At 63.9% G+C, this 22,853-nt stretch carries 23 protein-coding genes, 1 pseudogene and 1 riboswitch; of the genes and pseudogenes, 13 read left to right on the top strand and 11 right to left on the bottom strand.

Going from position 1 to position 22,853, the window contains the following annotated elements:
* Nucleotides 1-75 precede the first annotated feature (75 nt).
* Nucleotides 76-504 (top strand): DUF6481 family protein, encoded by a 429-nt coding sequence (locus BFN67_RS19580; protein WP_080921173.1) that lies wholly within the window; start codon nt 76-78, stop codon nt 502-504.
* 76 nt (nt 505-580) lie between these two features.
* On the opposite strand, the gene sugE is transcribed toward BFN67_RS19580, so the two are convergent.
* Entirely contained in the window at nt 581-895 is a 315-nt protein-coding gene (gene sugE / locus BFN67_RS19575; protein WP_080921172.1) for a quaternary ammonium compound efflux SMR transporter SugE, read from the bottom strand.
* Nucleotides 896-1,015: 120 nt separating this feature from the next.
* Complete coding sequence (locus BFN67_RS25105) at nt 1,016-1,141, bottom strand: hypothetical protein (protein ID WP_280951345.1); 126 nt, start codon at nt 1,139-1,141, stop codon at nt 1,016-1,018.
* Nucleotides 1,142-1,261: 120 nt separating this feature from the next.
* A riboswitch (Fluoride riboswitch) is annotated at nt 1,262-1,324 on the top strand.
* A gap of 183 nt (nt 1,325-1,507) precedes the next feature.
* Between BFN67_RS25105 and crcB the strand changes: the two genes are divergently transcribed.
* From crcB to BFN67_RS19555, 4 genes are read left to right on the top strand one after another with little or no spacing between them, the layout of a single operon-like run.
* Nucleotides 1,508-1,912, top strand: coding sequence for a fluoride efflux transporter CrcB (gene crcB, locus BFN67_RS19570; RefSeq protein ID WP_080921171.1), 405 nt, complete (start codon nt 1,508-1,510; stop codon nt 1,910-1,912).
* Nucleotides 1,912-2,331, top strand: coding sequence for a CrcB family protein (locus BFN67_RS19565; RefSeq protein ID WP_080921170.1), 420 nt, complete (start codon nt 1,912-1,914; stop codon nt 2,329-2,331). Before crcB ends, BFN67_RS19565 begins: the two co-directional genes overlap by 1 nt.
* A gap of 2 nt (nt 2,332-2,333) precedes the next feature.
* Nucleotides 2,334-2,669: a DUF190 domain-containing protein gene (locus BFN67_RS19560; protein WP_080921169.1), complete on the top strand. Its 336-nt coding sequence runs from the start codon at nt 2,334-2,336 to the stop codon at nt 2,667-2,669.
* A 29-nt stretch (nt 2,670-2,698) separates the two neighbouring features.
* Nucleotides 2,699-3,106 carry a DUF1801 domain-containing protein gene (locus BFN67_RS19555; protein ID WP_080921168.1) on the top strand — a complete coding sequence of 136 codons (408 nt, stop codon included), beginning with the start codon at nt 2,699-2,701 and terminating at the stop codon, nt 3,104-3,106.
* Nucleotides 3,107-3,184: 78 nt separating this feature from the next.
* Here BFN67_RS19555 and BFN67_RS19550 read toward each other — a convergent pair whose 3' ends face one another.
* Nucleotides 3,185-3,943, bottom strand: a complete 759-nt coding sequence (locus tag BFN67_RS19550; RefSeq protein WP_080921269.1) for an SDR family NAD(P)-dependent oxidoreductase — start codon at nt 3,941-3,943, stop codon at nt 3,185-3,187.
* A 100-nt stretch (nt 3,944-4,043) separates the two neighbouring features.
* Here BFN67_RS19550 and BFN67_RS19545 point away from each other — a divergent pair, with 100 nt between their 5' ends.
* Nucleotides 4,044-4,940, top strand: coding sequence for a LysR substrate-binding domain-containing protein (locus tag BFN67_RS19545; protein WP_080921167.1), 897 nt, complete (start codon nt 4,044-4,046; stop codon nt 4,938-4,940).
* Between the two features lie 116 nt (nt 4,941-5,056).
* Here the strand turns inward: BFN67_RS19545 and BFN67_RS19540 are convergent, their stop codons facing one another.
* From BFN67_RS19540 to BFN67_RS19520, 5 genes are read right to left on the bottom strand one after another with little or no spacing between them, the layout of a single operon-like run.
* Nucleotides 5,057-5,995, bottom strand: coding sequence for an ABC transporter permease (locus BFN67_RS19540; protein ID WP_080921166.1), 939 nt, complete (start codon nt 5,993-5,995; stop codon nt 5,057-5,059).
* The gene (locus BFN67_RS19535; protein ID WP_080921165.1) at nt 5,988-7,070 is read right to left on the bottom strand and encodes an ABC transporter permease; all 1,083 of its coding nucleotides are present in this window, start codon (nt 7,068-7,070) and stop codon (nt 5,988-5,990) included. Before BFN67_RS19535 ends, BFN67_RS19540 begins: the two co-directional genes overlap by 8 nt.
* Nucleotides 7,067-8,593, bottom strand: coding sequence for an ABC transporter ATP-binding protein (locus BFN67_RS19530; protein ID WP_080921164.1), 1,527 nt, complete (start codon nt 8,591-8,593; stop codon nt 7,067-7,069). The genes BFN67_RS19535 and BFN67_RS19530 overlap by 4 nt, the downstream gene beginning before the upstream one ends.
* 22 nt (nt 8,594-8,615) lie before the next feature.
* Nucleotides 8,616-9,629 (bottom strand): BMP family ABC transporter substrate-binding protein, encoded by a 1,014-nt coding sequence (locus tag BFN67_RS19525; RefSeq protein ID WP_080921163.1) that lies wholly within the window; start codon nt 9,627-9,629, stop codon nt 8,616-8,618.
* 26 nt (nt 9,630-9,655) lie between these two features.
* On the bottom strand, nt 9,656-11,425 hold the full coding sequence (locus tag BFN67_RS19520; RefSeq protein ID WP_080921162.1) for an adenine deaminase: 1,770 nt from the start codon (nt 11,423-11,425) through the stop codon (nt 9,656-9,658).
* 156 nt (nt 11,426-11,581) lie between these two features.
* Between BFN67_RS19520 and BFN67_RS19515 the strand changes: the two genes are divergently transcribed.
* The 3 genes and pseudogenes from BFN67_RS19515 to BFN67_RS19505 form a co-directional block, all read left to right on the top strand.
* Nucleotides 11,582-12,553: a LysR family transcriptional regulator gene (locus BFN67_RS19515; protein ID WP_080921161.1), complete on the top strand. Its 972-nt coding sequence runs from the start codon at nt 11,582-11,584 to the stop codon at nt 12,551-12,553.
* The gene (gene ade, locus BFN67_RS19510; RefSeq protein ID WP_080921160.1) at nt 12,550-14,340 is read left to right on the top strand and encodes an adenine deaminase; all 1,791 of its coding nucleotides are present in this window, start codon (nt 12,550-12,552) and stop codon (nt 14,338-14,340) included. Before BFN67_RS19515 ends, ade begins: the two co-directional genes overlap by 4 nt.
* A gap of 18 nt (nt 14,341-14,358) precedes the next feature.
* A pseudogene (locus BFN67_RS19505) lies at nt 14,359-14,652 on the top strand (phosphatase PAP2 family protein); the annotation flags it as partial.
* 63 nt (nt 14,653-14,715) lie between these two features.
* Here the strand turns inward: BFN67_RS19505 and BFN67_RS19500 are convergent.
* Nucleotides 14,716-16,716 carry a PhoX family protein gene (locus BFN67_RS19500; RefSeq protein WP_080921159.1) on the bottom strand — a complete coding sequence of 667 codons (2,001 nt, stop codon included), beginning with the start codon at nt 16,714-16,716 and terminating at the stop codon, nt 14,716-14,718.
* A 107-nt stretch (nt 16,717-16,823) separates the two neighbouring features.
* Here BFN67_RS19500 and BFN67_RS19495 point away from each other — a divergent pair, with 107 nt between their 5' ends.
* On the top strand, nt 16,824-16,964 hold the full coding sequence (locus BFN67_RS19495) for a helix-turn-helix domain-containing protein (RefSeq protein ID WP_245295348.1): 141 nt from the start codon (nt 16,824-16,826) through the stop codon (nt 16,962-16,964).
* Nucleotides 16,965-16,982: 18 nt separating this feature from the next.
* Here BFN67_RS19495 and BFN67_RS19490 read toward each other — a convergent pair whose 3' ends face one another.
* On the bottom strand, nt 16,983-17,189 hold the full coding sequence (locus tag BFN67_RS19490; RefSeq protein ID WP_080921157.1) for a heavy-metal-associated domain-containing protein: 207 nt from the start codon (nt 17,187-17,189) through the stop codon (nt 16,983-16,985).
* A gap of 161 nt (nt 17,190-17,350) precedes the next feature.
* On the opposite strand from BFN67_RS19490, the gene BFN67_RS19485 reads away from it, so the two are divergent.
* From BFN67_RS19485 to cueR, 3 genes are all read left to right on the top strand, one after another.
* A complete protein-coding gene (locus BFN67_RS19485; protein ID WP_080921268.1) occupies nt 17,351-19,897 on the top strand; it encodes a heavy metal translocating P-type ATPase in 2,547 nt (848 codons plus the stop codon).
* Nucleotides 19,898-19,961: 64 nt separating this feature from the next.
* Nucleotides 19,962-20,231 (top strand): glutaredoxin family protein, encoded by a 270-nt coding sequence (locus BFN67_RS19480; protein ID WP_245295347.1) that lies wholly within the window; start codon nt 19,962-19,964, stop codon nt 20,229-20,231.
* Nucleotides 20,228-20,680, top strand: a complete 453-nt coding sequence (gene cueR / locus BFN67_RS19475) for a Cu(I)-responsive transcriptional regulator (RefSeq protein WP_080921155.1) — start codon at nt 20,228-20,230, stop codon at nt 20,678-20,680. The genes BFN67_RS19480 and cueR overlap by 4 nt, the downstream gene beginning before the upstream one ends.
* Nucleotides 20,681-20,777: 97 nt before the next feature.
* Here cueR and BFN67_RS19470 read toward each other — a convergent pair whose 3' ends face one another.
* Nucleotides 20,778-22,817: a 4Fe-4S binding protein gene (locus BFN67_RS19470; protein WP_080921154.1), complete on the bottom strand. Its 2,040-nt coding sequence runs from the start codon at nt 22,815-22,817 to the stop codon at nt 20,778-20,780.
* Nucleotides 22,818-22,853 lie beyond the last annotated feature (36 nt).

Genomic DNA, 22,853 nt, shown 5'->3' with positions numbered 1-22,853 from the left:
ATTTGGTACTTGAACTCTGGCTTTGCAGGGGTATGTAAGCGTCGCGAATGACTGCAAGGATATAGAGACACAGACTTGGCTATTTACAGGGAAAAAGATATTTTCGAGCGGCGCAACGCCGCAAACGAGGCAAAGAAGGCGCTTCTGGAGCGCTTCAAGGCAAGACCGGCGGAAGACGACCCCCAGGTTCTGGCGCGCAAGGCCGAACGGCAGAAAATTCTCGAAGCACGCAAGATTCGCGACGCCGAGAAAGCGCGGCTGAAGCAGGAGAAGCTTGCCCGCGAGGCCGCCGAGAAGGCTGCGCGTGAGGCAGCGGAAGAGGCCGCGCGGATCGAGGCGGAAGCCAAGGCCGCGGCTGAGGCCAAGATTCGCGAGGCTGAAGAGAACGAACGCATCGCCCGTGTGCTTGCCGATGAGGCTGAACGCAAGGCGAAGCGGGACGCTCGCTATGCCGCGCGCAAGGCACGTGTCGGCCGCACACCTCCGGGCTTCACCGCTCGCTGACGCTATCCGGCGCAAACGCATTGCGATTTCAGGGAGCGGGCCGGAAGCCGGCCCGCTTCTGCTTCAAATGCTGTTGTCAGGCCGCCAGTTTCAAGCCGAGAATGCCGCATACGATAAGGGCGATGCAACCGAGCCGCACCGCGCTCGCCGGTTCGCCAAGAAGCCAGATGCCGAGCAGCGCGGTGCCGACTGTGCCGATGCCGGTCCATACGGCATAAGCCGTTCCTACCGGCAATCCCTTGAGCGCAATACCCAGCAGAATCATGCTGGCGATCATCGAGAACACGGTGAGAACTGTCGGTACGGGCCGGGTGAAGCCGTCGGTGTATTTAAGGCCGATCGCCCAGCCGATTTCGAGCAGGCCGGCGAAGAACAGGAATATCCAGGACATTGAACGCTCCGTCGGTGGCGGGTCGTCCCGTCCTTTTTGACAAAAATGCAGGGTCGTCCCCGCGCCGGCTATGTAGCAACGGCCGGCCTTCCGATCAACCGGCCGTTCGATCCAGCCCGGCTATTTATCCTTGATGCGGATCGCGGCAACCGGAGCCGGCTTGGGCGCAGCGGCCGCCGGCGGCTTCTTGGCGTCCTTTTTCGGCTTGCGGGCTTCTCTGCCCGGCTTCATCGCACCTTTGGCCATGACCGTTCCTCCGCTTGGGTCAACTCACTGAAGCAAGAAGTTCTGTCGGCCGCAAGAGGCAAAAGCGGGCGCTGCCGGCCGCTGAGGCGATCTTGCCGATCCGCCGGTCCCTGCTTATGGTGGAAACAAGGGGATGGGGTTCCCCAAAACCGCCCGACAAGGGCTGATGACTCCTGCTGTGTGGAAACACACTGTCGGGTCTTGTCGTCTGGCAATCATCCACAGTGTTGCGGGTTGTCCCGGCCTGTTCCACCACATGAAAGCGCGCCATGGCATTACCGCGAGGTGATGCCATGGGGTCGGTCGAGACGATGAGCGGCAGGGTTGCAAAAGGGATTTGCGCCCTGCCGGGAAGGGTTGGATCATATGCAGAGCATGCTTCATGTCATGATCTGGGTGGCGCTCGGCAGCGCCCTCGGCGGCCCGGCGCGCTACTTCGTGTCGGGCTTGATCGGGCGGCATGTCGGCGAAACCTTTCCTTGGGGCACGATGGCGGTCAATGTCAGCGGCGCATTCGCCGTCGGGCTTCTCGCTGCCGCCGCGACGATTGAGGGATTGATGCCCATGCCGGCCGGATGGCAATTCGCCGTCACCGGCTTCCTCGGCGCCTACACCACGGTTTCCTCGTTCAGCCTGCAAACCATGGCGCTCGCGCTTGACGGTGAATTCCTCAAGGCCGGCGGCAATATTGCGCTGTCTTTGCTCCTGTGCCTCGCGGGCGTGGCGCTCGGCTATGGCGCGGGCATCGTCCTGCCGGGAGCCGGCCTTTGATGAGCGGCTCGCGCGAAATATTGTCCCTCTATGCTGTCGTCGCGATCGGCTCGGTCATCGGCAGCGTGCTGCGCGCCCTGGCGTCGCTGGCCGCGCTTGCCTGGATCGGAGCGGCATTTCCGTGGGGCACGCTGTTCGTCAATGTTGCCGGCTCGTTGATCATCGGCTTCTATGCGGCGATCACCGGGCCGAACGGGCGGATTTTCGCCAGTGTGTACCAGCGTCAGTTCGTGATGACGGGCATATGCGGCGGCTTCACCACCTTTTCGGTCTTCAGCCTTGAGGCATTCAGATTCTTGAACGCCGGCGATCTTGCCTTGTCTGGCCTTTATGTCGGTGTTTCGATTGCTGCATGGCTGTTGTCGGTCTGGCTCGGCCACGCGCTCGGCTCACGTTTCAATCGTCTCGGAGGATTTTGACCATGCAGATCCCGCGTCAAGCTGTTCTTCTTCGGATATTCATTGGCGAGAACGACCGCGATGATGGCCGTCCGCTTTACGAGTCGATCGTGCTCAAGGCTCGCGAAATGCAGCTTGCCGGCGCGACGGTACTGCGCGGCGGCATGGGTTTCGGTCATTCGAGCCGGCTTCACACCGCCAAGATCCTGCGGCTGTCGGAAGACCTTCCGCTGATTGTCGAGATCGTCGACAGCGAGGAAAGGATCAACGCCTTCCTCCCGGTTCTGGAAGGCATCATGTCGAGCGGGCTGGTGACGCTGGAAAAGCTGCAGGTGCTGCAATACGGTGCAAAAGCCTGACGGTTTGTCATCAACGGAGAACAGAGAGCATGAGCAAGAGCGGCGGCGACGATGACATCTCCCCATCGAAACGCATAGACGGCAGGATTCGGGAACTGGGCGACTGGCGCGGCGAGATGCTTTCACGGGTTCGCGCCGTCATCCGGCGGGCCGACCCCGAAGTGGTCGAGGAGTGGAAATGGCGAGGGGTTCCGGTGTGGGAGCATGCCGGCATCATCTGCACCGGCGAAACCTACAAGACCGCCGTCAAACTCACCTTCGCCAAGGGCGCCTCGCTGCCGGATCCTTCAGGTCTGTTCAATTCCAGCCTTGAGGGGAACACAAGGCGCGCCATCGATCTTCATGAAGGCGACGACATCGACGAGCCGGCATTGACGGCGCTTATCCGCGAAGCGCTGGCCCTGAACACCGCCCGAAGCCGCTCGAAGCGGAGATAGCTCCCCCGCTCTTCGCGCTTCTTCTTGCATCTCTTTGCCGTTTCAGGCGCCATTTCGATCATATTGATGGTCCTGACCCTAGATCGCCTGCCCGCCCGAGACCTCGATACGTTGAGCGTTCACCCAGCGATTGTCTTCCGAAAGAAGCGACGCGATCATCGGACCGATGTCGTCGGGGAGGCCAGGGCGACCGAGCGCGGTCGCCTCGGCAATGTGCCGGGCCACCTCCGGGTTGTCGCGCACCGCGCCACCTGAGAAGTCGGTCTGGATGGCGCCCGGCGCGACGGTATTGACGGCGATGCGGCGCGGTCCGAGTTCCTTGGCCATGTAGCGGGTCATCACCTCGACCGCGCCCTTCATCGAGCCATAGGCGATGCGGCCGGGATAGATGATGCGGGTCAGGCCGGAGGAGATGTTCACGATCCTGCCTCCATCCGCGATCAGCGGCAGCAATGTCTGCGTCAGGAAGAACGGGCCCTTGAGGTGGATGCGGTAGGCCGCATCGAAATCCTCTTCATTCACCTCGTTGATCAGGCCGCTATGCGATGTGCCGGCCATGTTGACGAGGAAGTCGAAGCGTTCCGCCACCCATTCGTCGAGAACGCTCCGAACTTTGTCGGCGAAACCGGGAAACGCGCCCGTGTCGCCGGTGTCGAGTTGCAACGCGACCGCGCGTGCGCCGGCTTGCTGGACTGCCGCCACCACCTCATCGGCGGCGGCTCGGTTGCTGTTGTAGGTCAGGATCGACGATACGCCGCGGCGCGCGAGCGCCTCCACGGTCGAGCGGCCGAGACCGCGGCTGCCACCGGTGACCAGCGCGATTGGGAATGTTGGCATGGGAATCTCCATTCTGTCAGGATCCTAATGTAATATTCATGCCAACCATGATTAGATCGCGCTTCCCGTCAGCATTGTTTTGCAGGATAGAATAATCCGCATGGATCGGCTCGCTACGCTCAATCTTTTCGTCCGCATCGTCGAACGAAGCAGCTTCAGCGCGGCCGCGGCGGATTGCGGCGTTTCGCGGCCGGTCGCGACCGCCGCCATCAAGGCTCTGGAGGCGCGGCTCGGCACACGGCTTCTGCAGCGTTCCACCCGCCACGTTCAGCCTACGGTCGAGGGTGAAGCCTATTACCATCGCTGCGTCGCCATCCTCGCCGATCTCGAGGATGCGGATCGAGGTGCCGGCGGCGCGGTTGCCGGGGTGGTCCGTGTCGATGTCGTCGGCCACCTCGCCCGCACGGTATTGCTGCCGGCACTGCCCGATTTCCTGGCGCGACATCCAAAGTTGACCGTCCATCTCGGCGAAGGTGAGCGCTTCGTCGATCTGGTGCGCGAGGGCGTGGATTGCGTCGTACGTGCCGGCGAGTTGGTCGATAGCGACATGGTGGTCCGGCGACTGGGCATGATGGAGGAGATCACCGTCGCGAGTCCTGCCTATCTCGCAAAACACGGGACACCGCTTACCCCGGACGAACTGGATGGCCATCGGATGATCGGCTTCGTCTCGTCACGCACGGGCCAGCCGCTTCCGCTCGAGTTTACGCGCGATGGCGGCGTTATCGAGATAGCCTTGCCGGCGCGCGTGCTGGTCGGTGGCGCTGATACCAGCGCGGCGGCCGCGCGGTTCGGCCTGGGGCTCTCCCAAGCGCCCGGTTATCGTTTTGCCGACGACCTGGCGAGTGGCGCGCTGGTCGAGGTACTCGCCGATTTTGCGCCGACGCCGACACCCTTGTCGGTGCTTTACCCGAGCAACCGTCAGCTTTCCCCGCGCGTGCGCGTGTTCGTCGATTGGCTGATCGAGACGATCAGGCCTCGGCTGGACATCGGCTGAACCGGAGCCGAACACGAAGTCGCCTGGCTATTGCGCGCCCAATGTCGGTCGCTCCGCCGGCAGTCTCCCAACGGTGCTGTAACGCCTGGGCCGGCTGACGGTTCATTCCGAAGCCGTCACTCGCGCAGATAAGGCACACCGAGGGTAGCGGGGGCACCGCCGCGCGAGGGGCGGATCGCAAGTGCGACGATCGCCACCACATAGGGCATCATCAGCAGTAACTGATAGGGGACGTCTAGGCCGATGCCCTGGATCTGGAGTTGCAATGCATCGAGCAGCGAAAAGGCCAGCGTCGCGACAAGCACCGGCCATGGCCGCCACAGGCCGGCGATGACGATGATGATCACGAGCCAGCCGCGCCCGTTGGTCATGTCCGGCACGAAACGGGCGGCGGAGCCGACCGACAGGAATGCGCCGCCGATTCCGGCCATGATCCCACCGAAGATCACGGCGGCATATTGCACCGGAGCGACCCCAACGCCTTTTACGTCGAGTGCCTTCGGGTTCTCGCCGGCGCAGCGCACGATCAGCCCGTAGCGGGTCCGGAACAGGAAGAACCAGACCACAGGGACGAGCAGGAAGGCAAGATAGGTGAGCACGCGCTGGTCGAACAGGATCGGACCGACGAGCGGCAACTCGCTCAGACCCGGAATCGGCACATCGGAGAAATGGGGGATTACGGGCGTCTTGCCCTCGCCGGCGAAGGCAGCGCGCAGCCAATAATTGGAAAGGCCGGCGCCGAGCAGGTTGAGCGCAAGGCCCGTTACGATCTGCTCGACTTTGAGCGTGATTGTCATGATCGCGAAGACCAGGGCCATGAGGCCGCCGGTGAGAGCAGCGGCGAAGACGCCGAACCAGAGCGAGCCGCTCTCATAGGCCGCCAGATAGCCGATGAAGGCGCCCATCAGCATCATGCCTTCAACGCCCATATTGTAGACGCCGCTGCGTTCTGCGACGAGCTCGCCGATTGCGGCAAGAAGCAATGGCGTGGCTATGCGGATGGTGGCGGCGGCGATACTGGCCAGAATCGAGGCCTGCAGGAGCTGGTCAAGCATGGCGCACCCTCCTGAGGCGGAAATTGCAGGCCGACCAGCCGCCGAGGAAGAAGAGCAGCAGGATCGCCTCGATGGCATAGATCAAGGCGGAGGGGACGCCGGTCTCGATCTGCATCAGAGTCCCCCCGTTGACCAGCGCGCCGAACAGGATCGCCGCCACGACGATGCCTGCCGGGTGGAGCTGGCCGAGGATAGCGACGATGATGCCGGTATAGCCGTATCCCATGATGGCGCCGGCCTTCAGCCGGTGATGTACGCCATAGACCTCGGTGATGCCGGCGAGCCCGGCAAGCGCGCCGGAAACCAGCAGCACGACGAGGATGACGCGGCGGACATTCGTGCCCTGCACCTCGAGTGCGCGCAGATTGGAACCGGCGGCCTTGATCTCATAGCCTAGCGGCGTTCGCGAAAGCAGGATCTGCACGAGCACCGCGGCCGCCAGCGCCAGCAGGAAGCCGGCATGCAGCCGCGTGCCGGAAAGGAGCACCGGCAGCCAGGCGCTCTTGTCTATCCTTGCCGTCTGCTCGAAGAAGCCGCCGGCCTCGCTCCATGGACCGTTGAGCAGCAGGAGCGAGAGCACATAGACGATGATGTAGTTGAGCATCACCGTCGAGATCACCTCGTCGACAGAGAAGCGTGTCTTCAACACCGCGGCGATCCCGGCATAGAGCGCGCCGCCGACGATGCTGGCGATCACGATCACCGGGAGTTGAACTGCCGCCGGGAAGCCGGCGAGATTGTGCTGGATCCAGAATGCGCACATGGCGCCGGCGAAGACCTGGCCTTCGGCGCCGATGTTCCAGATGCGGGCACGGAAGGCGACGCATGCGGCAAGTCCGGTGAAGATCAGCGGCGTCGCCTTGACCAGCGTCTCGCCGGTGGCTCGCAGCGAACCGAAGCTGCCTTTCAGGAGAGCGGAGAAAGCGTGCAGCGGACTGGCGCCCGCCGCGACGAAAAGCAGGCTGCAAAGGATAAGGGCGCCGGCAAGCGCCACCGCAAGCCCGACGAAGCGGGCGCCCGGCCGTTGCTCGCGGCGGCGTTCCAGGCGCCATGCGGCGAGCGTGATGGCGCTCATGCGGCGGCCGCCTGCTTTTCTTGCCCGGCCATTAGATGCCCGACCTGTTCATAGGTCGCCGCCTGTGTGTCGAGCGTAGCCATCACGCGGCCGCGGAACATGACCATAATGCGATCGGCGAGCTGGAAAAGGTCGTCGAGTTCCTCGCTGGCGAGCAGGATGGCGCAGCCCTCGTCGCGCTTGCGCTGTAATTCACGGTGCACGAAGCCGACCGCGCCGACATCGAGGCCGCGCGTCGGCTGGTTGCAGAGAAGGATGCGCCGCGCCTTGGCGAATTCGCGCGCCAGTATCACCTTCTGCGCGTTGCCCCCGGAAAGCTTGCCGCAGCGCGCCGAGGGACCGGGCGCGGCGATCGCGTAATCGGCGATAGCGGTTTCGGCGTTTGTATCGAGTGCGGTTCGGTCGAGCAGAGGACCCTTACGCCAGCGCGAACTCCATTGCTGGCCGAGCGTCAGGTTCTCCGCAATGGTCAAATCCGAAACCAGCCCGTCGCGGAAGCGGTCGCTTGGGACGTAGCCGACGCCGCGCCCCGCCATCTCGGCGGGGGAGGCGTGCAGAAGCGCCTTGCCCTCGATGGCGATCGAGCCGGAATCCGGCGTCGTCAGGCCAGCCAGGCATTCGAAGATATCGTCCTGTCCATTGCCGGATACGCCGGCTATGCCGAGAATCTCGCCTGCCGCGAGATCGAAGGAAACCTCGCCGAGCGCCGGTCTGCCGTCGCGCGAGAGGGTGAGATCGCGCACAGACAAGACCTGTCCGCTGCCTACCGTGTCGCGTTGGGCGCGTGCGGCGGAAGGCGGCTGGCCGCCGATCATCATGGCAGTCAGCTTGTCGCGCGTCACCTCCGCGGTTTTGACGGTCGCAACCAGCCGACCCTTGCGCAACACGCTGACGCGGTCGGACTGCATGACCTCCGTCATCTTGTGGCTGATGAGCATGACCGAGATGCCGTCATCGATCAGACGGCGGATGACGGCGAAAAGCTTGCGCGACTCGTCGGGCGTCAGTACCGCCGTCGGCTCGTCGAGGATCAGGAGCCGCGCGCCCGTATAGAGCGCCTTGACGATTTCCACCCATTGCTGCTCGCCGACCGACAGGTCGCCCGCCAACCGGTCGGGGGCAAGCGGGATATCGTATTCTTCGCAGATCACAGCGATGCGCCGCAGTGCGCTGCGGCGGTCGAGCGAAAGCCCGGAACCGGTGCCGACGGCGATGTTCTCCAGCACCGTGAAAGTCGGCACGAGCACGAAATGCTGATGCACCATGCCGATGCCGGCACGGATCGCGTCTCCCGGCGAGTTGAGATCGACGGGCGCGCCGTCGATCCGGATCTCGCCTTCATCCGGCTGGTAGAGGCCGTAAAGACAGGAGGAAAGGGTCGACTTGCCGGCCCCGTTTTCACCGAGCAGGCAGTGCAACTCGCCCGCCAGGATATCAAGTGAGATATCCTGGTTTGCCACCATCTGGCCGAAGCTCTTGGTCAGGTGGCGGACGGAGAGCCTCGCCGGCGTGGTCGTATCCATCGGAACCCCGCTCGCTGCCCGGCTATTCGGCCTTGGGCTCACTCATGTCGAGTTCGATCTTCTTCTCGCCGTTCTTGATCGCCTCTTCGGTCTTTTTGGCAAGCGCGAGCACGTCTGCCGGAATCTTGTCCTTCCAGGCCGGATTGACGACCAGGTCGCCGGAGCCTTCGGACCAGGGAAACCATTTCGGCTTCATCGGCGCGTCGAACTCGGCATCGGTGGTCTTGGCCTTCCACCATTGGTCGATGATCCAGTTGATGTGCGGATCCCATTTGACGATCGTGGACGCGACGATCGATTTCGGCGCCACCTTCGACATGTCGACATAATTGCCGAAGCAGCCGATCTGCCGTTCCTCGCAGACTTCGAAGGCGCCCGACATCTGGTAGATCATGTCGGCGCCGGCGGCAATCTGGGCTGACGTCGCCTCGTTGGACTTGGTCGGATCGAACCACGACTGGATGAAGGTCATCTTCGCCTTGACCTCCGGGTTTACGTCGCGCGCACCCTGGAAGAAGGCGTTGATCTGGTCGTTCGTGTCCTCCGCCGGGAAGGTCGATATGGCGCCGATGACGTTCGACTTGGTCAGCTTGCCTGCGAACTGGCCCATGACATAGGCCGGCTCGTGCGCATGGATGAAGATCCAGTAGGCATTGCCGCCGAGCCCGTGATTGCCGGAGCCGGACATCACGAACATGGTTTCGGGAAATTCGTCCTTCAACGCCTCGATCGCGTCGACATAGGCGGTATCGCCGAAAAGAATATCGTATTCGCCGGTCTGGGCATAGGTGCGAAAGACCTGCTCGGCATTGTCGTAGACGTTTTCGGTGTAGTTCACCTCGATGTCGAGCCCATGCGGCTTGGCCGCTATGACGCGGTTCATCGAGTTGACGAAGGAGGTCTCCCAAGGCGCCTCCTTGCCGGCCGAAAGGATACCGGCAATCTTCAGCTTCGTCGGCTCTTCGGCGAAAGCATCGCCGGCCGCGAATGACAGTCCCGCCAGCATGGCGAGGGCAAGTCCCACTGTCTTCAGCATGTCGTTCCTCCCTTTGTTGCTACGGCTCAGGCGGCAGGCTTTAGCGGGTCCACGACCTTGAGCCGCACGCAATCGATCGCCCCGAGATCGGTTATGGCGTAGTCGGGAATTGCGGTGATCTGCAGGACGAACATGTACATGAAGGGCCAGGGCAGGGCGCAGCCGAGGGTCCTGGCAGCTTCGTCCAGCGCCTTTTCCTTCCCGGCCATCTCCCGTGGCTCGATATCGGAGACGATGCCGCCTATGGGCAGCGGCAGGAAGGAAATGACCTTGCCGCCATCGACGACCACCTGGCCGCCCTGATTGTCGATGATGTGATTGATGGCAGCCGCCATGTCGTCCGGATTGGTGCCGACGCAGACGATGTTGTTGTCGTCGGGCGCGGTCGAGGTCGCCAATGCACCGGAGCGCAGGCCGAAGCCGGAGGTGAAGGCGACCGGTCGGTTACGCGTTTTCCCGTAGCGCTCGACCACGCAGACATATTGCACGTCCTTTGCCGGATCGGCCTCGACAATGCCGTCGCGGACGGGAAGCGTGACGTCGCGGCGCTTGCGCACGAAGATCTTGTCAGGCGTTACGGCAAGCGTCAGCACCGGGATTTCGGCATCCGCAGTATCGGCGCGCACGACCAAGTCGTCGCGCGTCACGCGATCGACCTTGAAGGTCTTTGTGATTGCCGTGCTGCGCGGTGGTGGCGGCAGGTCGGCGACCAGCGCGCCCTTCCGGGCGGCCAGCTTGCCCTTGGCGATGACCGTCGAGACGCGGAAATCATCGAGGTCCTTGACCAGCAATATGTCGGCCGCAAGCCCTGGCGAGATCGAGCCGACCTTGTTTGCGATCTTCAGCGCCTCGGCGCCGTTGATCGTCGCCATCTGGATCGCGGTGAGCGGCGGCACACCCATGCGGATCGCCATGCGCACCATGTTGTCGAGATGGCCGCGCTCGAGGATGTCACTGGCAACGACGTCGTCGGTGCAGAAGCTGATGCGGCCGGTGGCGGTGATGCCCATTTCCGTGACGATGCGCAGATTCTCGGTCAGGAAATGCGAGATCGAGGATTCGCGCACCACGACATGCATGCCCTTGCGCAGCTTCTCCAGCATCTCCTCGGCGTCGTAGCTCTCGTGGTCGGCGCGCACGCCAGCCTGCAGATAGCTGTTGAGCTTGTGGCCTCGGCACATGGGCGAGCAGCCGAGGATCGGGAGCCTGGTCTTCTCCGCAAGCTCAATCGCGGCCAGCACGTCATCGTCCATCGTGTCGACGAATTCGCGCACCGTCTCCCATATACCGACGCATTCGGGCCAGGAATGGGTGGCGAGATGGTCGTCGGGGCCGAAATAATAGCCGACATTGGAGCGCGGCAGCGTGTAGGGCGTCTTGCAGGGTGCGCCCCAGAATATCTTCAGGGGCGAGGCTTTCGCCTCGTCAAGGAATTCGCGCGCGCCTTCGAGCCCCGACACCACGAGGATCTGGTCGAGTCCGGAGATGATCGAGGTTGTGCCGAGCGGCACCACCGCCTTGGCGAAGCTGGTGACCGACATCTTCGAGCATTCGACATGCAGATGGCCGTCGATCATGCCGGGGCAAAGGTAATGGTCGGTAGCGTCGACGATCTCGGTCTCAGGTCCGCGATAATCGGACACGTCGCCGACGGCAACGATACGATCCTGGTAGATTGCGACATCCGCCGGATAGATTTCCTCCGAGGTGACATTGACAAGCGTCCCGCCGCTGACGATCAGCGTCGCCTTGAGTTCGGCGCGGCCGGCGCGGATGAAATCGCGGATATCGGTCACGGCTCCCCCTGTCCCTTCGCCGGGGAGCCGCTGCTCCCTGTGGTCCCGGCGCGATTGCCTCTTGTCTCGGAAGAGAATGTCGGATTAGCATCGTTCAGGCAATACGCGGTTTCGATTAATTCTTGGACGATTTGTCCAAGATATTGGACGAAGCGAATGGACCTCGAAGCGATAGACTATTTCCTGAAGGTGGCGGAAGCGCAGTCGCTGTCGCGCGCGTCGAAGCTCTTCGGCCTGCCCAAGTCGAGCCTCAGCCATAAGGTCCGCAAGCTCGAGGATTCGCTGGGTGCCGAACTCTTCGTCCGCGATGGCCGTGACCTGTTGCTCAGCGACGCCGGCGCGGAGTTCCTGGAGCATGCCTATCGTATCCGAGAAAGCTGCGAAGGGGCGCAGGCGGCGATCGTGGAGGCGCGCCACGACATCGCCGGCATGCTCACCATTGCCTCGACGGGTGAGTTCGGCACCTCCTTCACCTCCGAGCTGCTCTACGCCTTTCGACGGCAATATCCGCAGATCCGGGTCGAGGTAATCTTCCTGTCGCTCGGCTATTTCCTGGCGCCGGAGCGGCAGCAGAGCTTCGACGGCATTTTCTATTGGGGCGATCCGCCGAACACCGATTATATCGCGCGCAAGCTTGGCCAAGCCTCCTCCGGCCTCTATGCGAGCCCGCGCTATCTGGAGCGGCACGGCAGCCCCAAGATTCCGGTCGATCTGGCACGCCATAATGCCGTCGCCTTCCGCCAGCCGAACGGGCTGGAGCCTTGGCTGCTGCAGCGCGAGGGCCAGAGCGTACGCCACGAGCCCTCGGCGCTGTGCATGGCGAACGACTACTGGATGCTGAAATATTTCGCCGTTGCCGGCGAAGGCATCGTCTACCTGCCAGCCTTCTTCACCGAGATCGAATGTATGAACGGCGATCTGGTGCCTGTGATGCCTGAGTGGCAGTCGCCGCCGACGGCCATCAACCTTCTCTACATGCGCCGGCGCTACGTCTCGCGCAAATTCGCCGCCTTCCTCGATTTCTGCCTCGACTATTACCGGCGGCGGGAGGCCAACAATGTGCCGCGCTATTGCGTCGAGATCGTCCGCCCGCCGGCGGAAGCTTCCGTTTTGAGAGAGGAGAGATGATGAAAAGCTGGGCCGAGAGAGCGCCGAAACTGGTGGACGTGGCGACGGGCAGGGCGCCCGCCGACATGGTGGTGCGAAATGTGCGCTGGGTGAATGTCCATTCGGGCGAGATCATTTCCGGCACGGACGTGGCGATTTCCGCCGGCCGTTTTGCTTTTGTCGGGCCGGATGCCTCGCATGCGATCGGTGACGGAACCGAGGTGATCGACGGCGCCGGCCGCTATGCGCTGCCGGGCCTGTGCGACGCGCATATGCATGTCGAGAGCGGGATGATCACGGTGACGGAGTTCGCCCGCGCCGTCATCCCACACGGCACGACCTCCATGTTCATCGACCCGCACGAGATCGCCAATGTGCTCGGCATGGCGGGCGTCAAGCTGATGCATGACGAGGCCGCCGGCCTGCCGATCAACGTTTTCGTGCAGATGCCGAGTTGCGTGCCGAGCGCGCCCGGACTGGAGCATGCCGGCGCGAGCCTCGGGCCGAACGAGGTGCGCGAGGCGATGGCATGGCCGAACATTATCGGCCTCGGCGAGATGATGAATTTCCCCGGCGTCGCGGCAGGCGACGCAAACATGCTGGCCGAGATCGCCGCCACCCAAGCGGCCGGCAAGACCGTCGGCGGCCACTACGCCTCGAAGGATCTCGGCCTGCCTTTCCACGGCTATGTCGCCGGCGGGCCGGCGGACGACCATGAGGGCACCACGCTCGATGATGCTATCGCGCGTGTGCGCCAGGGCATGCGCGCCATGCTGAGGCTTGGCTCGGCCTGGTACGATGTCGCCGCGCAGGTGAAGGCGGTGACGGAGCGCGGACTCGACTCGCGTCATTTCGTGTTGTGCACCGACGACAGCCATTCCGGCACGCTGGTGCATGAAGGCCACATGAACCGCGTGGTGCGCCACGCCATCGCGCAGGGGTTGAACCCGGTTACGGCCATCCAGATGGCCACCATCAACACGGCTTCGCATTTCGGGCTGGAGCGCGAACTGGGCTCGATCACGCCTGGCCGCCGCGCCGACCTGATCCTGACCTCCGACCTGCCATCGCTGGCCGTCGAGCTCGTCATCGCGCGCGGCAAGGTCATGGCCAAGGACGGCCGGCTGACTGCCGATATTCCCCCCTATGGCTATCCCGATAGCGCCAGGAACACGGTCCGCCTTGGCAAGTCGCTGACGGCGGAGAATTTCGACATACCGGCGCTGGAAGGCGCTAATGAGGTGACGGCGCGTGTTATCGGTGTCATCGAAAACCAGGCGCCGACCAGGGCGCTGGAATGCGAATTGCCGGTCCAGGATGGGCTGGTCGGCATGGACCGCGAGGGCGATGTCTGCCAGATCGCGCTGGTCGAACGCCATCGCGCCACCGGCGGCGTCACCAACGGCTTCGTCTCCGGCTTCGGCTACGACAAGCCTTGCGCCGTCGCCAGCACCGTGGCGCATGATAGCCACCACATGATCGTGGTCGGGACCGACAAAAAGGACATGGCGCTCGCCGCAAATCGGTTGGCGGAGGTCGGCGGCGGTGTCGTCGTCTATAGCGAGGGCCGCGAGTTGGCGCTGGTCCGCCTGCCGATCGCCGGGCTGATGTCGGATCAACGTGCCGAGATCGTGGCGGAAGAAGCGGACGCGTTGATCACGGCGATGCGCGACTGCGGCTGCACGCTCAACAACGCCTATATGCAGCATTCGCTTTTGGCACTGGTCGTCATCCCCGAACTCCGCATTTCCGACATTGGCCTGATCGACGTAACGCGGTTCGAGCCGACAGATCTGCTTGTGAGCTGATTCCTCGGGGCGTCGCCGGGCCTTGACCTCAACCAGTTGATCCTCCTGTTCGTTCATCGCATGCAGCCCCTATGACGGCGGCGTCACGCATCTGCTGATCCACCGCAGCGCTGATCCATCTTCCCCTCCGATCATGCCACTGCGACCTTCGCCATTACCGCGGCGTTTCTGCTGCTTGTGCCGGCGAACGGGACCGTGGTTCCTCGCCGCTGCCGTCCTCGTGACGATCTCCCGTGTCTATATCGGAACGCATTATGTTAGCGACGTTCTCGGGGGAGCCGCGACAGTATCGTCGCGGCAATGCTCGTCCGTGTGTTCTCAGCGTTGCGGGTCTCGGGGACGGCCGAGCAGCCGTCTCCGCAGGCCTTGCGGGTGTCAGACCGCGATTTTGCCGCCGCCCTGCTTCGTGATCACCACGACTGCCGGACGCACCGGCATGTCGGGCTGGAAATCGGGCCAGCGGGTCGACAGGTCCTCGTAATAGGACGGGCGGCCGAAGCCTTCCCATTCCTCGCCGCCATCGCCCGGATGCTGCACGGCGACGAAAGCCGTCTCGTCATCCGGCGTGAACAGCGGGCCGCACATTTCGGCGCCCACCGGCACGCGGAAGAACAGCTTCGAGGTTGCGCGCGCCTCGCCTTCCGTGTCCACCGCCCACAGACCGTCGGTGCGGCCGGTGTCCTTGGCGTTGTTGCCGTCGGTCGAGACCCACAGCCGGCCGGCCGTGTCGACGGCGCAGTTGTCGGGCATGCCGAACCAGCCGTTTTCCGTGGTCGAGGTCGAGAATGAGGCGCCGATTTCCGCCACCGACGGATCGCCACACTTCAGCAGCACTTCCCACTTGCCGCTGGTGGCGGTGAAATCGGCCTCGTCCTCGATGATCTCGATGATGTGGCCGAAGGCGTTTTTGGCGCGCGGGTTGGCGGCGTCGACCTGCTCGTCGGTGCGGCGCGTGTTGTTGGTCAACATGACATAGACCTTGCCGTTGACTCCGTTGGGCTGGATGTCTTCGGGGCGGTCCATCTTGGTCGCGCCGAGAAGGTCGGCGGCGCGGCGGGTCTCGATCAGCACGTCGGCCTGCGAACTGAAGCTGTTTTCGGCCGTCAGCGGGCCTTCGCCGAAGGTCAGCGGCAGCCATTCGACCGAGCCGTCCTCGTCGAAGCGGGCGGTGTAGAGCGTGCCCTCGTCGAGCAGGTCCATATTGGCCGCACGGTCGTCTGGGTTGAACGCGCCGGCGGTGACGAATTTGTAGACATAGTCGAAGCGCTCGTCGTCGCCGAGATAGAAGACGACGCGCCCGTCCTTCGCCACGATCGATTCCGCGCCCTCGTGCTTGAAGCGGCCCAAAGCGGTGCGCTTCTTCGGCGTCGAGGTGGGATCATCGACGTCGACCTCGACGATCCAGCCGAAGCGGTTGGGCTCGTTCGGCTCCTTGGCGAGGTCATAGCGGTCGTAATGGGCCGCCCACTCATAGGCGCCCTCGGGGATACCCATGCGCTTGTAGTTTGCCGCTTCCGGGTGATCGGCCGGCAGCTCGCCAGAGAAATAGCCGTGGATATTCTCTTCGGCCATGATGTAGGTGCCCCAGGGAGTCACGCCGCCGGCGCAGTTGTTGACGGTGCCGAGAACCTTGAGGCCGGACGGATCGGCATTGGTCTTGACGCGATCATGGCCGGCGACCGGTCCGGAAAGCTGCATCTCGGTGCCGGCAGTGATGCGGCGATTGAGCTTGCCGTCGCGCACGACCTGCCACTTGCCGTCAACCTTTCGGATCTCGACGACGGCGCCGCCATGGGCGGCGATCTCGATGTCGACCTGCTCCTTGCTGAGCGGGGCCTGCTGGAGCATCTTTTTGCCGTCCTTCTCGCCGATGGTGACCAGGCCGGCGAACATCAGGTGCGGGTTGGTGTATTCGTGGTTGACGACGAGAAGGCCATGCTCCGACGAGCCCTCGAGCGGGATATAGCCGACATAGTCGTTGTTGTAGCCGAACTGCTTCGCCTGGGCGGCGGCCGACTGGTTGGCCGGATCGAACTCCGGCGCGTTGGCGAAGATCGGATCGCCCCAGCGCAGCAGCACGTCGGCGTCGTAGCCGGCGGCGACATGATGCCTGTCGTCGATACCTGTTTCCACCTCGTCGAACACGAAGGCGGACGCTCCGGCAGCATGCGCCTTCTCCGCGGTCAGGAGTGCCACGGGGCTGACGGTCGCGGCGATGGCGGAAACGGCGAGGGAGCCCTTCAGGAAGCCCCGGCGGGAAAAGCGGGCGGCGATGACTTCGCCCATCGTGCGATTGTCGGTGGGATTGGTTCCCGGTCCGTCATTTTCTTCAAGGAGGCTGGTACGGAACTCAGCCTCGACCTGCGTATGGTCCATAGTCTCTATCCCTGGCTATAGCGTTGGTTTGAGAAAGCGCTTTGGCCGGGCATGTCTATCGTAGGGATATAACGCCACGGTGACTGTGCGCCACCGTGGCGGATTGGTTGAGGTTCAGCGCGCTCGCCGTCGAGCTGATCGCCTGGGAAACGGGCTATGCTGATCCGGGGGCCTTCCGCAAGATCTTCGCAAGGTTCATCGGGCTGACGCCCGGCGAATACCGCCAGCGTTTCGGCCACGCCTGCTGAGGGGCGCGGCCAGTCTGATCATGCGGCTGCTGGCTGCTCCGCTGGATAGCCGGCTTCGCCGAGCGCGGCGAGCAGCGCCTGCTCGTTTGCCTTTGAGATGACCTTTACATCGCGCGACGGTGGATCGGTGACGACCTGCGCCTGCGGATCGACGCTCAGGATCGCATTCGTAACCCTGCGGGCGCAGCCGCCGCAGGTCATGCCGGGGATGGTGAACTGGAACATGCGAACTCTCCTCGATGGTGTGTCCGCTGCCTGATATGGACGTTGCCACGATGGCAAGGTCAAGCGTGGCCGCCAGAAAAAAGATCTTGTTCGCAAGCCTTGACCTTCCCATTGTTGGAAGCCTTATCTGGGGTGCAATGGATTTGAGAAGGAAGACTGCCATGACCAATGTCGTTCCATTGCAGAAAGGAGCCGGTGCCAGTTCCACGCTCAGCATTCCCGTTGAGGGAATGACGTGTGCGTCGTGCGTTTCCCATGTGGAAAAGGCGATCGCCAAACTGCCGGATGTGGCGAAAGTGAGCGTCAATCTGGCCACGGAGCGCGCCGATGTCGCTTTCACGGGCAAGCCCGATGCGGCTGTAATCGTCCGCGCTATCGAAGGCGCGGGCTATGGCGTACGGGAAACGACGGTCGAACTGGGCGTGGCCGGCATGACCTGCGCGTCCTGCGTCGCCCATGTCGAAAAGGCCGTCAACGCCGTGCCGGGTGTCGAGACCGCCACGGTCAACCTCGCGACCGAGCGGGTGAGCGTGCGCTACCGCGCCGGCGTCGCCTCGCTGGAAGATATCGAGGCAGCGATCCGCGGCGCCGGCTATGAGCCGCACCGGATCGAAGGCAAAGCCTCTACCGACCGGGAGCGGGAGGCCCGCGAGCGTGAGATGAACGGCCTTCGTCGCTCGCTTCTTATCGCAGCGGTGCTGACGCTGCCGGTCTTCGTCATCGAAATGGGCTCGCACCTCGTGCCGGCGATCCATGATCTGGTGATGAACACGATCGGGACGCAGACGAGCTGGTTGATCCAGTTCGTTCTCACGACAGCCGTGCTGTTTGGACCGGGACGCCTGTTCTTCAAGCGGGGCGTGCCGGCGATGCTGCGCGGCACCCCGGACATGAACGCGCTGGTGATGGTAGGCACGTCCGCAGCCTGGGGCTATTCGGTGGTCGCGACCTTCGCGCCGCAGGTGCTGCCCGCAGGCACGGCCAATGTCTATTACGAGGCCGCGGCGGTCATCGTCACGCTGATTCTGCTCGGCCGCTATCTGGAAGCGAAGGCGAAGGGCCGTACCTCCGAGGCGATCAAGCGGCTGGTCCGCTTGCAGCCAAAAACCGCGCGCGTCGAGCGTGATGGCCAGACGATCGAAGTGTCGCTGTCGGAGGTACGCACCGGCGATATCGTCCAGGCCCGGCCCGGCGAGCAGGTGCCCGTCGATGGCGAAGTGGTCGAGGGCAGTTCTTACGTCGATGAATCGATGATCACCGGCGAGCCGGTGCCGGTCGCCAAGCAGGCCGGGGCGGAAGTCGTGGGCGGCACGATCAACAAGACCGGCGCCTTCTCGTTCCGGGCGACCAAGGTCGGCGCGGATACCATGCTTGCGCAGATCATCCGCATGGTCGAAGAGGCGCAAGGCTCCAAACTGCCGATCCAGGCGCAGGTCGACAAGGTGACGGCGTGGTTCGTGCCGGCCGTGATGGCGGTCGCGGCGATCACCTTCCTTGTCTGGCTGGTCTTCGGTCCGTCGCCCGCGCTCACCTTCGCGCTGGTCAATGCGGTGGCCGTGCTCATCATTGCCTGCCCCTGCGCAATGGGGCTGGCGACGCCGACCTCGATCATGGTCGGTACGGGCCGGGCGGCTGAACTCGGCGTGCTGTTCCGCAAGGGCGAAGCGTTGCAGTCATTGCGCGATGTGGCGATGGTCGCGCTCGACAAGACCGGTACGTTGACCAAGGGAAGGCCGGAACTGACCGACCTCACCCCCTCCGCCGGGTTCGAGCACGACGAGGTGCTGGCGCTTGTGGCGGCCGTGGAAGCAAAGTCCGAGCATCCCATTGCGACGGCAACCGTTGCCGCGGCGGAAGAACGCGGCTTGCAGATCGGCACGCCCGAGAGCTTCGACGCGGTGCCGGGCTATGGGGTTGCCGCTACTGTCGGCGGTCGCCATGTGGCCGTGGGCGCGGACCGTTACATGGAAAAACTCGGCCATGACGTGGCGGCGTTTGCCGGCGAGGCCGCCCGGCTCGGCGGCGAAGGCAAGTCGCCGCTCTATGCAGCGATCGACGGCAGGCTCGCGGCGGTGATTGCTGTCGCCGATCCGATCAAGGAAACGACGCCAGAGGCAATCCGTGCGCTTCACGATCTGGGGCTCAAGGTTGCCATGATCACCGGCGACAACCGCGCCACGGCGCAAGCCGTCGCGCGTCAGCTCGGGATCGACGAGGTGGTTCCCGAAGTGCTGCCGGACGGCAAGGTGACAGCGATCCACGCGCTTCGTTCCGGCGACCGCAAGGTGGCGTTCGTCGGCGATGGCATCAATGACGCGCCGGCGCTGGCGGAAGCCGATGTGGGCCTGGCGATCGGCACGGGAACGGACGTAGCGATCGAGTCGGCCGATGTGGTGCTGATGTCGGGCGACCTGCGCGGCGTGGTGAACGCGATCGCGCTCTCGAAGGCGACGATCCGTAACATCAAGCAGAACCTGTTCTGGGCCTTCGCCTATAATGCCGCGCTGATCCCGGTCGCCGCCGGCGTCCTCTATCCGGTGTCGGGCACACTGCTTTCGCCGGTTCTGGCGGCGGGCGCGATGGCGCTGTCGAGCGTCTTCGTTCTGTCCAACGCCCTGCGTCTCAAGGCCTTCAGGCCCGTACTCGCGGGCGAGGCGGAAACTGCCGAAGGCAGAACAGAGACTCAAGTCCGGCTGGCCGCAGCGTAAGGTCCACCTCAACAGCCGGGGCGGAAATCTCGCCCCGGTTCTGTCAAAAATGGAGCATCATCCGATGGATGTCGTCATCTATACCACGCCAACCTGCCCCGATTGCCATGCGCTCAAGCATTGGCTGGAGGCGTCAGGCGTCCCATATGAAGAACGTGACCTGACCGACGTGACAATCATGGAGGAGGTCAGGGCAAGGACCGGCGTGCGCGTCGCGCCCATCACCTTCGCGGGCTCTGGCGAATTCTTTTACGGAACGTTCGCAAGCCAGCGGCCGAAGATCGCGGCCGCGCTCGGCTTGACAGCGGAAAATCAGGAAGGGAACGGCTCATGAATATCGGACAGGCATCCCGTGCCTCAGGGGTCAGTTCCAAGATGATCCGCTATTATGAGCAGACGGGCCTCATCCCGAAGGCGGCCCGACAGGACAGCGGCTATCGCGATTATGACGAGGCCGACATCCATCGCCTGCGCTTCATCCGCAGCGCGCGCGATCTTGGTTTTACCGTCGAGCAGATCGGTGAACTCCTCGCTTTGTGGAGCGATCGTGAACGCGCCAGCGCCGATGTGAAGGCGCTGGCGCTCGGTCATGTCGACGCGCTGAAGCAGAAGCAGGCCGAGATCGCGGCCATGATCGCAACGCTGGAAAATCTCGCCAAACGTTGTCATGGCGATGATCGGCCAGACTGCCCGATCATCGAGGGGCTGGCCGAAAATGACGGCGACCTGACGGCAAAAGCCAGACCCCGCCGCTTCGGTAAGGTGGATGAATTGAGAACGTAACAGGAAGCGTCGAGACAGGAGGTCGAATGAATTTATCACGTTAACGATGGGGCCGTCGCTTGCCGGATAGACCGCCAGGCACCGGTCGCGGCCGGTTTCAGGTCGGCTTGTGGGCCGAGGCCGCGCGTTCGCGCAAATAATCCTCCGTCGTTCGCGGAGCCGGGCGGGCGGGCGCTTCATAGGGGTCGAAGCCTTCGTTCAGGACGGTTTCGACCCGGCACTTGTCGCACATGCGCACGACGTCGAGCCGTCTTGCATTTTCGCCGGCGAACATCCAGTGCTTACCCTCCAGCTTGGCGACGATGCGCTCGACGGTGCTTTTCGTTCCGAACGGCGTGTCGCAGCGTATGCATCGGAACGGCTCCTCCTGCTTGAGCAACCGGCGCGGCGCTTTCCAGGCTTCGAAATCCAGTTGCGGGGCAAGCGTGATCGCATTTTCGGGGCAGGTCGCGGCGCAGAGTCCGCACTGGACACAGGCGCTTTCGGCAAAATAGAGGGCCGGCCGCTCCTCGCTGTCGGAAAGCGCGCCGGTCGGACAGGCCGATACGCAGGAAAGGCACAGCGTGCAGGCATCGACATTGACGTCGAGCCCGCCAAAGGGCGCTGCCGCCGGCAATTGCGTGCGTGCGACAGGGGCCGGCGCCGCATCGTACAGGCCGACGACCGAGCTTTTCATGAGACTGCGCTTGTCGCCGAGCGGCAGGAAGGTAGCCGGCTTTCGTACGTGCGCTTGCGGCGTGATGCGGGCCAGTGCCGTTTCCAGGCTGTCGGGATCGTCCGCTTCGATCACGCCGCAGACATCTTCGCCATAACCCAGCGACGTTCCCAAAAGGTTGGCGATGGTGACGTTCCTGGCGAAGCCGGTCAGGTCGTGCTTCGCTCTCGCCGAAGCAAGCGCCCGGACCGCAACCGCACCCCAGGCGACCGGTGCTACCCACGCCTCGACCCCCAACTGGGTGATTTCGTTCAGCGTCACCGGCAGCACGTTCGGGGGCAGCCCCCGGCCGAAACGCGCGGTCGCGTCGATCAGCGGCTCGCCATGGTCGCCATCGTGAAACAGGATGACCGGATGGGTCCCGCCAGCCTTGCCATAGGTGAACAACAGCGTGCGCAGCCGCCGAAGCAGGGCCTGCACATCCGGGAAGGCATACGCCGCCGCGCCGGTCGGGCAGGCGGCCGCGCAATTACCGCAGCCGGCGCAGATATCCGCGTCGATCGCGACATGATCGCCGGCCGGCGTTATGGCGCCCGTCGGACACAGGTCAAGGCAACGCGTGCAGCCGGTGATGTGCGAGCGCGAATGGGCGCACAGATCGGCGGAAAAATCGACGTAGCGCGGCTTGTCGAATTCCCCGACAAGATCGGCCGCCCTGGAGATCGCGGGAGCGAGCCCGGCGCGGTCTGCCGGATCGGCCCTGACGTAGCCTTCCCGCAGTTCATGAGCGGGAAACAGCGGAGCGCCGCCGGATAGGTCGAGAATGACGTCCGCTTCCGACAGGGCGCCGTCGCGGGGCGTGCCGAAGCGCAGGCGCTCGCGCGATGACGGCGAGGGGAGGGCGAAATCGTCGACCATCAGTTCGAAAGCGCCGAGATGGCCCAGTGCGTTGCGGATCGTACCTCGTACGACCGGGAATTCCCACACGGGCGCGGGCGCGACCTCGCCCGGCCGCGTCAAAAGCACGGTGACGTCCATTTCGCCGGCAAGCTGCCGCCCGGCTTCAATGGCCGCTTCGTCCCGTCCGTAGACCAGCACGACGCCATTGCTGGTCAGCGTGACCCGTTCAGACGGAGTGATCGGTTCGGCCGCCATCGCCACCAGCGCCGCCGCCTTCGGGCCGGCCGAGATGCCTTGTTTCGACCAGCCTGCCGTCTCGCGAATGTTGGCAAAGGCAAGCTCGCCGGCAAAGCCTGCATCCTGCGCGACCCCGAGGAAAAGCGGCGCCTGCTGTGTGCAGGCTATGGTGACGGCTTCGCCTCTGCCCAATGCACTTCGGACCCGCTCAAGTTCGGCACCGCAGAACTGGTTCCCGGACTGGACATCGACGCCCGCACAGCCGCGGGCGACGCTGTCGCCGAAGCCCGGCATGCTCCGCTCGCAGGAGCAAACGAAGACCGTGCGTGGCCTTTCGGGATTCATGGCTCTTCTCCCCGCACCGTGGCACCGCCACCTGCG

This window comes from Manganibacter manganicus (assembly GCF_002075885.1).
Classification (GTDB): Bacteria; Pseudomonadota; Alphaproteobacteria; order Rhizobiales; family Rhizobiaceae; genus Mesorhizobium; species Mesorhizobium manganicum.
Note: the sequence above shows the minus strand (reverse complement) of the source record. Positions and strands in the feature narration are given on the sequence as shown.